This window comes from Arenimonas sp. (assembly GCF_047602345.1).
Taxonomy (GTDB): domain Bacteria; phylum Pseudomonadota; class Gammaproteobacteria; order Xanthomonadales; family Xanthomonadaceae; genus Arenimonas.
In genome coordinates, this window is record NZ_JASGHN010000010.1 from 330,253 (window position 1) to 344,593 (window position 14,341).

Genomic DNA, 14,341 nt, shown 5'->3' on the forward strand with positions numbered 1-14,341 from the left:
GGGCCTCAGCCCTGCAGCGAGGCGAGCAGGTAGAGGCGGGCCTTCTGCCAGTCGCGGCGAACGCTGCGCTCGGATCGCTTGAGCAAGGCGGCGATCTCGGTTTCGGACAGTCCGGCGAAGTAGCGCAGCTCCACCACCTGCGCCAGGCGCTGGTCCACTTCGGCCAGGCGGTTCAGCGCCACGTCGAGGCCGAGCATTTCTTCATCCAGCCTCAGGCCGCCGCCGACGTCTTCGGGCAGGTCGGTCACGCGGTGCAGGTCGCCGCCGCGTTTCACCGCCAGGCGCTGGCGGGCGTAGTCGACGACCACGCTGCGCATGGCCGAAGCGGCATAGGCGAAGAAATGCGCGCGGTCTTCGAACTGCGCATCGGCGCGGCCGACCAGGCGCAAATAAGCCTCGTGCACCAGGCCGGTGGCGTCCAGCGTCTGGCCGTGCTGGCCGTTGAGCTGGCGACGGGCCATGCTGTGCAGCTCGCGGTAGAGCGTGGACAGCACGCGATCGAGCGCGCCACGGTCGCCCTCACGCGCCGCGCTCAGCCACTGGGTGATTTCGGCCGTCTCGCTCATGACTCCCCGGTCCCGTCTGCGCGGGTTTTGCACACTATAGCCCGATTGCGCGACAGCCATCGCAAAACGGCCTGTTTCAGGGTCGGAAAACCGCCGGTTCAGGCCAGGCAGGTTCAGGTCTGGCAGCGCCCGCACCAGGCGGTCGCCCGGCCACCCAGCCGGTCGCCACGCAGGCGCCGCCCGCAGACCTTGCAGGGCTCGCCTTCGCGGCCGTAGGCGAACAACTCCTGTTCGAAGTAGCCCGGCTCGCCATCGGGCGCGAGGAAATCGCGCAGGGTCGTGCCGCCGCGTTCGATGGCATGGACCAGGATGCGTTTGACCTCGACCGCCAGCCGCTCGTAACGCGCGCGACCGACGCTGCCCGCCTCGCGCAGCGGCGAAATGCCGGCGGCGAACAGGGCTTCGGCGGCGTAGATGTTGCCGACACCGACGACGATCCCCTGATCCATCAGGAAGTTCTTCACCGGCGCCTTGCGACCGCGGCTCAGGGCGAACAGATAATCGCCATCGAACGCATCCGACAGCGGTTCGGGGCCGAGGTCCCGCAGCAGTTCATGCGTCCGGCCTTGCGGTTGCCACAGCAGGCAGCCGAAGCGACGCGGATCGTTGAAGCGCAGCACGCGCCCGGAATCGAGCGCGAGATCGACATGATCGTGCGTGCCCACCGGCGTCGCGGCCGGCAATACGCGCAACACGCCCGTCATGCCCAGGTGCAGGATCGCGCTGCCCGGTTCGGTATCGAGCAACAGGTACTTCGCGCGCCGGCGCACACCGAGGATGCGTTGCTCGGGCAACAGGCGACGGATCTGCGCTGGAATCGGCCAGCGCAATTCGCGGCGGCGCAGCGTCACGCCCGTGATTCGCCGGCCTTCCAGATGCGGCGCCAGGCCGCGGCGCGTGGTTTCTACTTCGGGTAGTTCGGGCATGGGAGCGTGCGCTTGCGTACGGCCCTCATTGTCGCCCTTCCACCTCGTTCTTGCTTGAACCTTCGTCCTTCGGCCCCACTAATTCCCGTGACGCCCGCCGCGCCGCCGGGCATCATGTATCCGTCCCGACGCGTCGTCCCCCGGAGTGTTCATGTTCCCCGACCTGCTCAGCTGGCTGAGCCGAGGCCTGACCCAGGCCGAGTATTGGCAGATGGCCTTGGTGTTCCTGGCCCTGATCCAGACCACCATCTTCACCGTCACGCTGTACCTGCATCGCAGCGCGACGCATCGCGGCGTCGATTTCCATCCCGTGCTCGCGCATTTCTTCCGTTTCTGGGCCTGGCTGACGATGGCCATGGTCACCAAGGAATGGGTGGCCGTGCATCGCAAGCACCACGCCAAGGTCGAGAGCGCGGAAGATCCGCACAGCCCGCGTTTCTACGGCATCAACCGCGTGCTCTGGCGCGGCGTCGAGTTGTATCAGGATGCGCGCGAAGACGAGGCCATGTTGGAGAAGTACGGCCGCGGCACGCCGGACGACTGGATGGAGCGAAACGTCTACAGCCGCTGGTCGAATTTCGGCCCGATCACGATGCTGGTGATCGACGTCGCCTTGTTCGGTTTGCCGGGCTTGCTGATGTGGGCGCTGCAGATGGCCTGGATTCCGTTCTGGGCCGCCGGCGTCATCAACGGCCTTGGCCATTGGTGGGGCTATCGCAACTTCGATACCGACGACACTTCGACCAATCTCTTGCCCTGGGGCGTCTGGGTCGGTGGCGAAGAGCTGCACAATAACCATCACGCGTTCCCGAGCTCGGCGAAGTTCGCGCTGCGCCGTTTCGAGTTCGACATCGGCTGGGCGGCGATTCGCGTGCTCGAGACATTGCGCTTGGCGAAGGTGTTGCGCGTGGCGCCGGAGCTCGACGTGCGTCCGAACATCCCGGTGCCGGATGCGGAAACGCTGAAGGCGATGATGGCGCACCGCTGGCAGGTGGCGACGGATTATTTCTCCACCGTGCTCAAGCCGCAGCTGGCGATCGAAGCGCGCGAACTGCCGCGCCGCCTGCGCCGCGCGATGCGCAGCGAAGGCCGCTGGCTGGACGACGCGCATCGCGAGCGCATGCAGAAGTTCATCGACGAGCGCCCGCAACTGGTGCAACTGATGCAGTACCGCCAGCGCCTGCTCGACATCTACGAGATCAAGAGCGCCGCCGCCGAAGCCAAGCTCGAGGCCCTGCGTGAGTGGTGCGCCGAGGCCGAAGCCTCGGGTATTCGCGCGTTGGAAGAATTCTCGTTTCGCCTGAAGGGTTACGCCCTGGTACCGGCGCGGGTTTGATCGCGTCGCAAATCAGGTTGCTCGTAGGCTGGGCTGACAAGCCCAGCATTGCTTCAAGAGATCGATCGCCGCGGAAATCCTGCAGCACATAAGCTGGGCTTGCCAGCCCAGCCTACGGCTCATGGAACGTTCCGGGCTACGATCGCCGAATCGGTCGGCAGCTTGCCGGCGACAACCCCCGGGTTTCGCGCTACGCGCTCAATCCGGGCTACGTATTGCGCCGTTCGCGCAGCAGCGACTCCACCACGCCCGGATCGGCCAGCGTCGAGATGTCGCCCAACTGATCCGGTTGGTTCTCGGCGATCTTGCGCAGGATGCGGCGCATGATCTTTCCCGAACGCGTTTTCGGCAGGCCCGGCGCCCACTGCAGGTGATCGGGCGTGGCGATTGGTCCGATTTCCTTGCGGACCCAGGCCACCAGTTCCTTGCGTAGTTCTTCGCTCGCCGTTTCGCCGGCATTGAGCGTCACGTAGGCGTAGATGCCCTGACCCTTGATGTCGTGCGGGAAGCCGACGACCGCCGCTTCGGCGACTTTGGCATGCGCCACTAGCGCGCTTTCGACTTCCGCCGTGCCGATGCGATGGCCGGAGACGTTCATCACGTCGTCGACGCGCCCGGTGATCCAGTAGTAACCGTCGGCATCGCGCCGGCAACCGTCGCCGGTGAAATATTTGCCGGGATAGGTACTGAAATAAGTCTCGATGAAACGCGCATGGTCGCCATAGACCGTACGCATCTGGCCCGGCCACGAATCGAGTAGTACGAGATTGCCTTCGGCTTCGCCGTCGAGCAGTTCGCCCTGTGCATCGACCAGCGCCGGTTGCACGCCAGGCAGCGGCTTCGTCGCCGAGCCCGGTTTCAGATCGGTCGCACCGGGCAGCGGCGAAATCAATATGCCGCCGGTTTCGGTCTGCCACCAGGTATCGACGACGGGGCAACGCGAATCGCCGACCGTCTCGTAGTACCAACGCCATGCCTCGGGATTGATCGGTTCGCCGACGCTGCCGAGAAGGCGCAAGGATTTTCGCGAGGTCTTCTTCACCGGCGCATCGCCTTCGCGCATCAGCGCACGGATCGCCGTCGGCGCGGTGTAGAAGACCGTGACCTGGTGTTGGTCGATGACCTGCCAGAAGCGCGAGGTGTCGGGGAAGTTCGGTACGCCTTCGAACATCAAGGTCGTTGCGCCATTCGCCAGCGGGCCATAAACGATATAGCTGTGGCCGGTGATCCAGCCCACGTCGGCCGTGCACCAGTAGATGTCGTCTTCGCGCAGGTCGAACACGCACTCGTGCGTGTAGCTGGCATAGACGAGATAGCCGCCGCTGGTATGCAGCACGCCTTTCGGTTTGCCGGTGCTGCCCGAGGTGTAGAGGATGAACAGCGGATCCTCGGCGCCCATGCGTTCGGCCGGCGCGTCGTCCGGCTGGCCTTCGACCACGGCTTCCATCCAGCGGTCGCGTGGCATCTGCATCGGCACCGCGGCGCCGACATGGCGTACGACGAGCACGGTCTCGACGCAAGTCGTCCCCGGGCGGCGCAGGGCCTCGTCCACGTTCGCCTTCAATGGCACGGGTTTGCCGCCGCGACGGCCTTCGTCGGCGGTTATGACCAGCTTGCTGCCGCAATCGGCGATGCGTCCTGCGAGCGAATCGGGCGAGAAACCACCGAACACGACCGAATGCACTGCACCAATGCGTGCGCAGGCGAGCATCGCGACGGCGGCCTCGGGGATCATCGGCAGGTAGATGGTGATGCGATCGCCCTTGTCCACGCCGAGATTGCGCAGGGTATTGGCCAGGCGGCCAACGCGGGCATGCAGCTCGCGATAGCTGATGTGCTGCGCGGCCGCCGCCGGATCGTCCGGCTCGAACACGATCGCCGTCTTGTCTCCGCGTTCGGCCAGATGGCGGTCGAGACAATTCGCGGCGACGTTCAGTTCGCCATCGCCGTACCAGCGGATGCGGAAATCGTCCTTGTCGAAACTGACGTCGCGGATCTGCGTCGGCGCTTTCAGCCAATCGATGCGCTTGGACACATCGCGCCAGAACGCATCGGGCTCGGCCACAGAACGGGCATGGTCGCGTTCGTAAGCGGCGCGATCGATGCGCGCATGGGCGGCGACGGCGGGGTCGACGGGATAGAGTTCCTGGGACATGGCGGTTCCTCCGCTTGCGACTTTACTGCAGCCGGGGCGGGAATCGCGATCCATGGGCGCAACGGACCGTCCCCTGCAACGCGCGCAAACAAAAAGCCCGCCGAGGGGCGGGCTTTTCGTCATCGAACAATCCGCGGGCGGATTATTTGATTTTGCCTTCCTTGTACATGACGTGCTTGCGTACGACCGGGTCGTACTTGAGCATTTCCATCTTGTTCGGCGTCGTCTTCTTGTTCTTGTCGGTCGTGTAGAAGTGACCGGTGCCGGCCGAGGAGATCATGCGGATCTTGTCGCGCTTGGATGCCATGGTGATTTCTCCTTAGACCTTTTCGCCGCGGGCGCGCATTTCGGCGAGCACGGCGTCGATGCCGTTCTTGTCGATGGTACGCAGGCCATTGGCGGAGACGCGCAGCTTGATCCAGCGGTTTTCGCTGGCTACCCAGAAGCGGCGGTCGTGAACATTGGGGTTGAACGTGCGGCGGGTGTGGTTGTTGGCGTGCGAGACGTTGTTACCGCTCATCACGCGCTTGCCGGTTACCTGGCAAATACGGCTCATGACGTACCTCGATATCGGTTTTGTCACCCATGGCCCGGGTGAATTCGGCCCTGCGCGAACGGTTTCGCCGCGGCGCACGCGATGCAGGAGGGGAAAACACGTCGCGCCAGGGTCCGGAATCGCGTTTCCGGAGGGCCAGGCCACAAGGGCAGAGCGCAGCGAGCCGCGAAGTATGGGGGGATTGGTCAATCCGGTCAAGGACTTAGCGGGGTTTTTAATGGCTCTAAGCGGGGTCCTGCTCAAGCAGGCTTCGTGGATTTCCTGAAAAAACAAATATTTACGGAAATCCATCGCTTTGCCCTGCGGGCGGCGGCACCTTTTGTTTCGGCAAAAGGTGCCCCAAAACCATTGCGCCCGACACTCGCCGGCTCGAAATCCTTTCTCGCCGTACCCTGCGCTTCTCGCCGCCCGCGGGCCGGCCCGAACTCGCGCATCCCTGCGCTCGGACAGTCGGGCCTTTCCCCCGCGGTCGACTGCGATGCTCGGCTCGCTCTAGGGCGCGTTCGGCTCTAGGGCCGCGCATCCTGCGCCGCATTCCGGCGAGTGGGACCAGAAACGCCCTGCTGCCCGCAGGGCATTGCCCGGCGCAGCCGAACAGTTGCGACTTGCAACGCTCCTACAACATTGAGCGGATTAGGCCGGACTAGTGGTCCGCGCGATCGCGATGCCAGCCGCGGTGCTTGATGTCGAGGTACAGGCTGTAGGTCGCCGTGAAGGCGGGGAACAGGTTCTGCAGCACGCCGACGGCGTCCTGTTTCGACGAGAACAGGAAATAGCTCAGCGTCATCAGGCTGCCGACGATGCTCATGTACCAGAACGCGCGCGGGATCACCGGTTTGCCGTAACGCTTCGACGCGATGAACTGTATCAACCAGCGGCCGCCGAACATCAACGCACCGGTGAGGCCGATCAGTTTCCACGGCGTGATGTGCACGCCAAAACCGCTGAGCCAGACGATCTGCTCGTTCATGGCCTCACTCCAGCTCCTGCGTGCCGGTGACCTTGCTGCGCTGGATCAGCCAGGCGACGCCGCGCAGGTCTTTCAGGCCGACCCAGGCGCGGCCGAGGTTGTTGTACTTCGACACGCCGGCCGTGCGCTCGCGATGGTTCACCGGCACGCTCACCGAACGCCAGCCGGCGCGCTTCACCAACGCCGGCAAGTAGCGGTGCATGTGATCGAAGTAAGGCAAGTCGAGAAAAACCGCGCGATCGAACAGCTTGATGCCGCAGCCGGTATCGGGCGTTTCGTCGCGCAGCAGGCGCGAGCGGATCGCATTGGCGAACTTCGAGGCCCAGCGCTTCGAGCCGGTGTCCTTGCGGTTCACGCGCCAGCCTGCGAATAGCTTCACGTCCGGATCGGCGGCGTCGCGCGCGTCCAGCAGTTTCGGAATATCGGCAGGATCGTTCTGGCCATCGCCGTCGAGCGTGGCGATCCAGGCGCCGCGCGCGGCCTTCACGCCCGTGCGCACGGCCGTGCTCTGCCCGCTCTGCTTCAGGTGCGAGATCACGCGCAACTCCGGCGTCGTTGCCTTCAGGGCGCGCAGCACATCGAGGCTGTCGTCCTTCGACTGGTCGTTGACGTAGACGATCTCGAACGGAATCCGGCCGCGCAGCGCCGCCACCACCTCGCCGACCAGGGGCGGGATGTTGTCGCGCTCGTTGAACACGGGGACGACGACGGACAGTTCGATGCTCATGCCTGGCTTCCGAAATAATCGCGGCACCACTGCACGACGGGCGGCAGGCCGTCCTCGATGCCGGTGTGCGGCTCGAAGCCGAAGGCCGCCTTCGCGCGCGAGGTGTCCGCCATCGTCTCGACCATGTCGCCGGGCTGAAGTTCCTTGTAGATCTTCTGCGCGGGCCGGCCAGCCGCCTGTTCGATGACGGCGATGAAATGTTCGAGCTCGACCGGCGTGTGGTTGCCGAGGTTGAATACTCGATGAGGAGCGGCGCGGTGCGGCTTGGCGTCCTGCGAGGGATTGTCGAGCGCGCCGATCACGCCGGCGACGATATCGTCGACATGGGTGAAATCGCGTCGCATCTTCCCGTGGTTGAACACGTCGATCGGGCGCCCGGCGAGCACCGCGCGCGAGAACAGCAGCGGCGCCATGTCGGGCCGGCCCCAGGGGCCGTAGACGGTGAAGAAACGCAGGCCCGTGCTGGGCAGGCCGTAGAGATGCGCGTAGGTGAAGGCCATCAGCTCGTTCGCGGCCTTGCTAGCCGCGTAGTAGGACAGCGGCTGGTCGACGCGCTGGTCCTCCGAAAACGGCGGCTTGGCGTTGCCGCCGTACACCGAGCTCGACGAGGCGTAAGCGAGATGCTTTACGCCGTGATGGCGGCAGGCTTCCAGGATATGGGTGAAGCCGACGAGATTGCTGGCCGCGTAGGCTTGCGGATTCTGCAGCGAATAGCGCACGCCGGCCTGGGCCGCGAGATGCACGACGCGATCGGGCCGGATTTCGTCGAACAAGGCGCGCAGGGCCTCGCCATCGGCGACGTCGATCTCGGCGATGCGGGTGTTCGGGCAAAGCGCTGCGACGCGATCGCGCTTGAGCTGCGGGTCGTAATAGTCGTTGTAGTTGTCGAGGCCGACCACGCTCTCGCCGCGCGCGGCCAGCGCCTTGCACGTATAGGCGCCGATGAAGCCGGCGGCACCGGTGACCAGGATACTCATGCCAGAACCCCGCTTCGCCTGCTGCGCTCGGCATTGCACCGTCGTGCGGTGCTCGGAATGCTCATGTATTTGTACATACACTGCGCTTCCTGCGCTCCACCGCCGGCGCACTGCCTTCGCTCGCTACGGCGCACCGGGGCTCTGAAGAGGATCATCGCCGTACAGGCTACGCCTACTGGCTACCGCCGCGCAGCTTCTCGAGGATGCCGTCGAGCGTTTCCAGGCCGTGGTAGGCGATGACGAGCTTGCCGCGTCCGCCGCGCCCGTGCTGCACCGACACCTTGGCGCCGAGTCGTTCGGAGAGTTCGCGTTCGAGCGAGGCGATGTCGGCATCGGCCTTCTTGGCCGGCTTCGGTTCGCTCTTGGTCGGTACGCGACCCTGCGCCAGTTGCTGGCCGCGGCGCTCGACCTCGCGCACCGACAGCCCCTGTTCGGCGGCGGTATTCGCCAATGCGATCGCCGCAGCCGGCGCCAGGGTCAGCAGGGCGCGCGCGTGGCCCATTTCCAGTCGCTTGTGTTCGAGCAGCTTGCGGATCTCTTCCGGCAGTTCGAGCAGGCGCAGCAGGTTCGATACCGCCGCACGCGACCGGCCGACCGCTTCGGCGGCCTGCTGGTGCGTCAATGCGAATTCGTCGATCAATCGCGACAGAGCCTGCGCTTCTTCCAGCGGATTGAGGTCTTCGCGCTGGATGTTCTCGATCAGCGCCATCGCGATGACGGCGCGATCGTCGACTTCGCGCACCACCACCGGCACGTCGGCCAGGCCGGCCAACTGCGCGGCGCGCCAACGCCGCTCGCCGGCGATGATTTCGTATTTGTGCCGGCCGGTTTCGCGCACGACGATGGGCTGGATGACGCCCTGCGCCTTGATCGATTCGGCCAGTTCGGTCAGACGCTCCGGATCCATGCCGGTGCGCGGCTGGTAACGACCCGGATGCAGCAGGCCGATTTCCAGCGTGCGCATGCTGTCGCCGCGCACTTCTTCGGCGGCGGCCGCGGCCGGCTTGCTGGTGCCGAGCAGGGCTTCGAGCCCGCGCCCCAGGCCGCGCTTCTTGGTCGCCATCACGCGGTCTCCTTGTGTTTCTTCTCGCGCCGGATCACTTCGCCTGCCAGGCCCATGTAGGCGATGCCGCCGCGCGAGGAGCGGTCGTAGCCGACGATGCTCTGGCCGTGGCTGGGGGCTTCGGCCAGGCGCACGTTGCGCGGGATGATCGAGCGGAAGACCTTGTCGCCGAAATGCGAGGTCAGTTCGCCCGACACCGCGTTGGCCAAGTTGTTGCGCACGTCGAACATCGTTCGCACGATGCCTTCGATCTGCAGCGACGGGTTCAGGCGCTGCTTCAGGGCCTCGATCGTATTGACCAGCGCCGACAGGCCTTCGAGCGCGAAGTATTCGCATTGCATCGGCACGATGACGCCATCGGCGGCGGCCAGCGCATTCAGCGTCAGCAGCGACAGCGAAGGCGGGCAATCGATCAGGATGTACTGGTATTGCTCGCGGATCGGCTCGAGCGCGGCCTTCAGGCGGTTCTCGCGCGCCGGAAGATCCATCAGCTGGATCTCCGCGGCGGTCAGATCGATATTCGTCGGCAACAAGTCGTAGCCTTCCGGACTGCGCACGATCGCTGCGCGCGCTTCGGCTTCGCCGAGCAGCACTTCGCAGGCCGAGTCGCCGATCTCGCGCTTGTCCACGCCCGAGGCCATCGTCGCGTTGCCCTGCGGATCGAGGTCGATCAGCAACACCTTGCGTGGCGCGGCGGCCAGCGCGGCGGCGAGATTCACCGCGGTGGTGGTCTTGCCGACTCCGCCCTTCTGGTTGGCGATGGCGATGATGCGCGACATGCAATCCTCGATCGATGGCGTCGACGCTTTTCCATCGCGCGGCGGCCCGGGTCCGGACCGCCCGCGACCGGAAGGGACGGACGCAGGAAAGGGGATTATGGCCGCTCTAGGATTCGCGCGCGACCACGACCAGCTGCCGCTCGGCGTCCAGGCCGGGAACCGTGAGCGGATGCACGGCCTGCAGGCGCCAGCCCGGCGGCAGTTCGGCGACCTCTTCGTCCACGCGGGCGGCCTTCATGGCCAACAACTGTCCGCCGGGGCGCAGCAGATGCCCGCCCACACGCACGATGCCCGCCAGCCGGTCCAGGGCACGGGCGGTGATCAGGTCGTACTGCCCGGCTTCGTCCACCGCTTCGGCCCGCGATTCGATCACGCGCGCGTTTGACAAGCCGAGCTGTCGGACCGCCTCGCGCAGGAAGCGGGCCTTCTTGCCGTTGCTTTCCACCAGCGCCACCCGTAGCTGCGGCTTGGCGATGGCCAGCGGAATGCCGGGCAGGCCGGGGCCGGTGCCGAGATCGGCCAGGCGCTGGTCGTCGACGAAGGCGTGCATCGCCAGGGAGTCGAGCAGATGCTTGACCAGCATCTCGCGCGGATCGCGGATCGCGGTCAGGTTGTAGGTCTTGTTCCAGCGTTCGAGCAGGCTCAGGTAATAGAGCAGTCGTGGCGCCAGCGCGGGCGCGAGATCGAGTGCGATCAGGCCCGATTCCAGCGCAGGCTTGAGTTCGGCGAGCGGCGAGTTCATCGCCGCATTGTCCACGCAGCGACGGCCCGGGCCAAGGACGCGGGGTTCAGGCCGGATGCAGGGCGCAGCGCACGACGCGCAATCCGAGGCGCCCGACCCGGCGATTCATTTCCTGCTTGAAGGTTTCGGCAGACGCGCCGGCCTGCGCGATGGCCTCGCGGGTTTGCGCCGCCACCCAGTCGTCGACGCTGTCCAGGGCTTCGCCGGTCAATGCCGGCTCGAGGATCTGGTAGTACAACTCGGCTTCGCCGCGCGCAGCATCGGCGGGCACGTGCAGATGGTGTCCGGCCAGTTCGACGGTGGCGCCGGCGCGTTCGAGTCCGGGGCAGAGCCAGCGCCAGCCACTGCCCAGCGTGCGCCGGTAGCGGCCGAAACGATGCACGGTGAGCGCACTGCCCTCGGGTACGCGGCGCAGACCTGCGGCCGCCAGCAAAGCGGCGGCCGCAATGAACAGGGACAGGGCTACGAGGAAATCCATCTTCGTCGCCAGCGTTGGGGGGAAGGCCATCATTCTCCCGGCCGCGCGCGAAAAACGTGCGACAAGTCGCAATTCGGGTGTGAATGCCCGCCTTAACGCCGCGTAGGAATCAGGAGGCGAGTGCGCGTTTGGCCGACAACTCGCCCAGCGGCTGCGGCCGATCGAACAGATAACCCTGTCCGGCGCTGAGGCCGAGCAGGCGCAATTGCTGGCGTTGTTCCTGCGTCTCGACGCCTTCGGCGATCACTTCCAGTCCCAGCGAGTCGGCCAGCAGGCGGATCGCGCGCACGATCGCCGTACTGCCGCCGCTCTCGCCGGAACGCAATGCCGCGACGAAACTGCGATCCACCTTCAGCCCGTGCAGCGGGAAGCGGTGCAGGTAGGACAGCGACGAATAGCCGGTACCGAAATCGTCGAGCAGGGTGTGCAGGCCCGCCTCGCGCAATCGCGACAGGCATTGCCGCACCTGTTCGGGATTCTCCAGCAGCGCGCCCTCGGTGACTTCCAGGCGCAACTGCGCCGGATTGACCTGGTAATCGTGCAGCAGCGCAAGCAGGCGGCGATCGAAATCGGTGGCGCGCAAATGCCGCGGCGACACGTTCAGCGTCACATGGCCGACGCCGCCGAGCAGGCGCGGCAGGTCGCGGCAGACCTGCTCGTAGATCTGCCAGTCGATCTGCTCGAGCAGGCCGGATTCTTCGGCCGTCGTCAGGTATTCCATCGGCGACAGCAGGCCGCGTTCGGGATGCTGCCAGCGCATCAGCGCCTCGTAGGCGATCACGTTGCCGTCGGCGAGGCGAACGATCGGCTGGTAATAAGGCACGAATTCGCGGCGCTGCAGCGCGCGGCGCAGATCGCCTTCGAGTTCGAGCTGGCGCAGCGCATCCTCGTGCAGGCGTTCGTCGAACAGCGCGAAAGCGTTGCGGCCGGCGGCCTTGGCGCGGTACATCGCCACGTCGGCGTCGCGCAGCAGTTCTTCCGGATTGCGATAACGCCCATTGGCCAGCGCGATGCCGATGCTCGCCGAGGTGTAGAGCTCCTTGCCGGCGATGCGCATCGGTTCGGACAGGCTGCGGATCACCCGCTCGGCCACCATCACCGCGTCGCCGGGTTCCTGGATGCGATCGATGACGATGGCGAATTCGTCGCCGCCCAGGCGCGCGACCGTATCGGGCTCGCGCACGCAGCGGCCGATGCGGCGCGCCGCTTCCTTCAGCAGTTCGTCGCCGACCAGATGGCCGACCGAATCGTTGACGACCTTGAAGCGGTCGAGGTCGAGGAAGAGCACGGCGAAATCGTCGCCGCCTTCGCTGCGATAGCGGTTCAGCGCCAGCCCCAGGGTCGCCAGCAGCTGGCTGCGGTTCGGCAGGCCGGTCAGGGCGTCGTGCAGGGCTTCGTGCTTGAGCCGGTACTCGATGCGCTCGCGCACCGAGATCTGCTTGCGCAGTTCGACGTTGGTGTCGGCCAGCTCGCTCGTACGCGCTTCGACGCGCTGCTCGAGGTCGGCGTAGGCCTGGCGCAGGGTCTCGTCGGCCTTGCGGCGCTCCAGCGCGTTGGCGATATGGAAGGAGACGAAGCTCAACAGCTCTTCGTCGCGCGGCGTGTACAGGTAGTCGGGCGTGTAGCTCTGCACCGCGATCAGGCCGATCGCCTTGCCCTCGCTCATCAGCGGCACGCCGAGCCAGCAGATGGACTTCGTGCCGACCACCTTCACTTCCCCGGTTTCTTCCAGCCGCGTGGTGCCGGCGCGGTCGGTCAGCAGCGGCGCGCGCGTGCGCAACACGTATTCGCTCAGGCCGCGGCCGAGCGGGCGGCTGCGCTGGCGCTGGTCGCGCTCGTCGACCGAATAGGCGAATTCGAGCTGATCGCCGGCTTCGTTCAACAGCGCGATGTAGAAATTGCGCGCGTCGAGCAACTCGCCGACGATCTCGTGCACGCTGGCGTAGAAGGCGTCGATGCTGGCGCTGCTGCCGGACACCTCGGCGATGCGATACAGCGCGCGCTGCAGGCGTTCGCCGCGCTGGCGCTCGTTCACCTCGTGGCGCAGCTCGCGCGTGCGCTCCTCGACCTTGCGTTCGAGCTCCTGCTGCGCTTCGCGCCGCGACAACGCGTTGAGGATGTGCTGGGCGACGTAGTTGAGCAGAATCTGGTCGTCTTCGCTGTAGCGCACCGCCGGGTCGTAGCTCTGCACGACGACGGCGCCGCGCACGAGTCCGTCCTCCAGCAGCGGCACGCCGAGCCAGTCCTCGCTGTCCGGGCCGAGGCGGTCGTCGCGGGCGACGCCGAGTTCCTGCCGGATCAACGCGGACGGTCCGCGCGCCGGGCGGCCGTAGCGGATCATCGCCAAAGTCAAACTATTGCCGAGCTCGCTGACCGGCGTGTCCTGGTCCGGATCGGGCACGTCGGTGTCGTGGCTATCGGCGAAATACACGAAGCGCAAGGTCTCGCGTCCGGGATCGAAACGCGCGATGTAGAAGTTCTCGGCGTACATCAGCCGGCCGACGATCAGGTGCAGGCCGTGCAGCACCTCGTCGGTGCTCTGGTCGGAACTGGCGAGATCGCTGATGGCGAACAGCGCGCGCTGCAGGCGCTCGGCCGTGGCCAGGCGCTCCACGTCCACCTGCAGCCGTTGCGTATGCAGCAGGGACTGCGCGCGCAGCGACAGCGGCGGCAGGCATTCCTGCCAGTCGCGATCGACGCGATCGGGATGGAATCGGCTGATCAACGCCGCCCAGAAGCCGGCGTTCTGCGCCAGCACCTGGGCGCGTTGCACGCTGCCGTCGCCGAAGCTTCGTTCGGCCGTACCGCCTTCGCCGCGCGCGCGGTCGAGCAGGCGGCGCGATTCGGTCGGCAACGGTTCGTCACCACCGGTATGCAGCTGGCCGGGGTCGCTGGGCTGGTGGTTCCAGACCAGGTCCACCTGGTCATGACCGAGTTCGAGCAGATGCACGCTCGCCACGCGCGCCAACACCGTCATGTCGCTGGCCCCGAGCAGGGCGCGCACGAAGCCGTCGTGGGCGCGTAGCGAGGCGGAGTTGGACGGAAGGGCCATGACCCGATTGTTCA

Annotated in this window: 14 protein-coding genes; 1 reads left to right on the plus strand and 13 read right to left on the minus strand. The window is 66.2% G+C overall.

Annotated features, from left to right (window positions below):
• Nucleotides 1–5 precede the first annotated feature (5 nt).
• Both QM707_RS14370 and mutM read right to left on the minus strand, forming a co-directional pair.
• Complete coding sequence (locus QM707_RS14370; RefSeq protein WP_415002564.1) at nt 6–566, minus strand: ECF-type sigma factor; 561 nt, start codon at nt 564–566, stop codon at nt 6–8.
• 113 nt (nt 567–679) lie between these two features.
• Nucleotides 680–1,492: a bifunctional DNA-formamidopyrimidine glycosylase/DNA-(apurinic or apyrimidinic site) lyase gene (mutM, locus tag QM707_RS14375; protein ID WP_415002565.1), complete on the minus strand. Its 813-nt coding sequence runs from the start codon at nt 1,490–1,492 to the stop codon at nt 680–682.
• A gap of 151 nt (nt 1,493–1,643) precedes the next feature.
• Between mutM and QM707_RS14380 the strand changes: the two genes are divergently transcribed.
• A complete protein-coding gene (locus QM707_RS14380; protein WP_415002566.1) occupies nt 1,644–2,828 on the plus strand; it encodes a fatty acid desaturase in 1,185 nt (394 codons plus the stop codon).
• Between the two features lie 208 nt (nt 2,829–3,036).
• On the opposite strand, the gene acs is transcribed toward QM707_RS14380, so the two are convergent.
• The 11 genes from acs to QM707_RS14435 form a co-directional block, all read right to left on the minus strand.
• Nucleotides 3,037–4,983, minus strand: a complete 1,947-nt coding sequence (acs, locus tag QM707_RS14385; RefSeq protein ID WP_415002567.1) for an acetate--CoA ligase — start codon at nt 4,981–4,983, stop codon at nt 3,037–3,039.
• 142 nt (nt 4,984–5,125) lie between these two features.
• Nucleotides 5,126–5,290, minus strand: a complete 165-nt coding sequence (rpmG, locus tag QM707_RS14390; RefSeq protein ID WP_415002568.1) for a 50S ribosomal protein L33 — start codon at nt 5,288–5,290, stop codon at nt 5,126–5,128.
• A gap of 12 nt (nt 5,291–5,302) precedes the next feature.
• Nucleotides 5,303–5,539 (minus strand): 50S ribosomal protein L28, encoded by a 237-nt coding sequence (rpmB, locus tag QM707_RS14395; protein WP_415002569.1) that lies wholly within the window; start codon nt 5,537–5,539, stop codon nt 5,303–5,305.
• A gap of 643 nt (nt 5,540–6,182) precedes the next feature.
• Nucleotides 6,183–6,509 carry a lipid-A-disaccharide synthase N-terminal domain-containing protein gene (locus QM707_RS14400; RefSeq protein WP_415002570.1) on the minus strand — a complete coding sequence of 109 codons (327 nt, stop codon included), beginning with the start codon at nt 6,507–6,509 and terminating at the stop codon, nt 6,183–6,185.
• 4 nt (nt 6,510–6,513) lie between these two features.
• Entirely contained in the window at nt 6,514–7,236 is a 723-nt protein-coding gene (locus tag QM707_RS14405; RefSeq protein WP_415002571.1) for a glycosyltransferase family 2 protein, read from the minus strand.
• The gene (locus tag QM707_RS14410; protein WP_415002572.1) at nt 7,233–8,213 is read right to left on the minus strand and encodes an NAD-dependent epimerase/dehydratase family protein; all 981 of its coding nucleotides are present in this window, start codon (nt 8,211–8,213) and stop codon (nt 7,233–7,235) included. The genes QM707_RS14405 and QM707_RS14410 overlap by 4 nt, the downstream gene beginning before the upstream one ends.
• A 172-nt stretch (nt 8,214–8,385) precedes the next feature.
• Nucleotides 8,386–9,276, minus strand: coding sequence for a ParB/RepB/Spo0J family partition protein (locus QM707_RS14415; RefSeq protein ID WP_415002573.1), 891 nt, complete (start codon nt 9,274–9,276; stop codon nt 8,386–8,388).
• The gene (locus QM707_RS14420; protein WP_415002574.1) at nt 9,276–10,055 is read right to left on the minus strand and encodes a ParA family protein; all 780 of its coding nucleotides are present in this window, start codon (nt 10,053–10,055) and stop codon (nt 9,276–9,278) included. The genes QM707_RS14415 and QM707_RS14420 overlap by 1 nt, the downstream gene beginning before the upstream one ends.
• Before the next feature lie 106 nt (nt 10,056–10,161).
• Nucleotides 10,162–10,797 carry a 16S rRNA (guanine(527)-N(7))-methyltransferase RsmG gene (gene rsmG, locus QM707_RS14425; protein ID WP_415002575.1) on the minus strand — a complete coding sequence of 212 codons (636 nt, stop codon included), beginning with the start codon at nt 10,795–10,797 and terminating at the stop codon, nt 10,162–10,164.
• 46 nt (nt 10,798–10,843) lie between these two features.
• The gene (locus QM707_RS14430; RefSeq protein ID WP_415002576.1) at nt 10,844–11,305 is read right to left on the minus strand and encodes a hypothetical protein; all 462 of its coding nucleotides are present in this window, start codon (nt 11,303–11,305) and stop codon (nt 10,844–10,846) included.
• A 79-nt stretch (nt 11,306–11,384) separates the two neighbouring features.
• The gene (locus QM707_RS14435) at nt 11,385–14,327 is read right to left on the minus strand and encodes a putative bifunctional diguanylate cyclase/phosphodiesterase (RefSeq protein ID WP_415002577.1); all 2,943 of its coding nucleotides are present in this window, start codon (nt 14,325–14,327) and stop codon (nt 11,385–11,387) included.
• Between the last annotated feature and the right edge of the window lie 14 nt (nt 14,328–14,341).

Excerpts from the sequence above, each read along its gene's own strand:
- QM707_RS14400 (WP_415002570.1), bottom strand. The coding sequence starts at position 6,509 with ATGAACGAGCAGATCGTCTGGCTCAGCGGTTTTGGCGTGCACATCACG.
- acs (WP_415002567.1), bottom strand. The coding sequence starts at position 4,983 with ATGTCCCAGGAACTCTATCCCGTCGACCCCGCCGTCGCCGCCCATGCG.
- QM707_RS14370 (WP_415002564.1), bottom strand. The coding sequence starts at position 566 with ATGAGCGAGACGGCCGAAATCACCCAGTGGCTGAGCGCGGCGCGTGAG.
- QM707_RS14405 (WP_415002571.1), bottom strand. The coding sequence starts at position 7,236 with ATGAGCATCGAACTGTCCGTCGTCGTCCCCGTGTTCAACGAGCGCGAC.
- rsmG (WP_415002575.1), bottom strand. The coding sequence starts at position 10,797 with ATGAACTCGCCGCTCGCCGAACTCAAGCCTGCGCTGGAATCGGGCCTG.
- QM707_RS14430 (WP_415002576.1), bottom strand. The coding sequence starts at position 11,305 with ATGGCCTTCCCCCCAACGCTGGCGACGAAGATGGATTTCCTCGTAGCC.
- QM707_RS14415 (WP_415002573.1), bottom strand. The coding sequence starts at position 9,276 with ATGGCGACCAAGAAGCGCGGCCTGGGGCGCGGGCTCGAAGCCCTGCTC.
- QM707_RS14380 (WP_415002566.1), top strand. The coding sequence starts at position 1,644 with ATGTTCCCCGACCTGCTCAGCTGGCTGAGCCGAGGCCTGACCCAGGCC.
- QM707_RS14420 (WP_415002574.1), bottom strand. The coding sequence starts at position 10,055 with ATGTCGCGCATCATCGCCATCGCCAACCAGAAGGGCGGAGTCGGCAAG.
- QM707_RS14410 (WP_415002572.1), bottom strand. The coding sequence starts at position 8,213 with ATGAGTATCCTGGTCACCGGTGCCGCCGGCTTCATCGGCGCCTATACG.
- QM707_RS14435 (WP_415002577.1), bottom strand. The coding sequence starts at position 14,327 with ATGGCCCTTCCGTCCAACTCCGCCTCGCTACGCGCCCACGACGGCTTC.
- mutM (WP_415002565.1), bottom strand. The coding sequence starts at position 1,492 with ATGCCCGAACTACCCGAAGTAGAAACCACGCGCCGCGGCCTGGCGCCG.
- rpmG (WP_415002568.1), bottom strand. The coding sequence starts at position 5,290 with ATGGCATCCAAGCGCGACAAGATCCGCATGATCTCCTCGGCCGGCACC.
- rpmB (WP_415002569.1), bottom strand. The coding sequence starts at position 5,539 with ATGAGCCGTATTTGCCAGGTAACCGGCAAGCGCGTGATGAGCGGTAAC.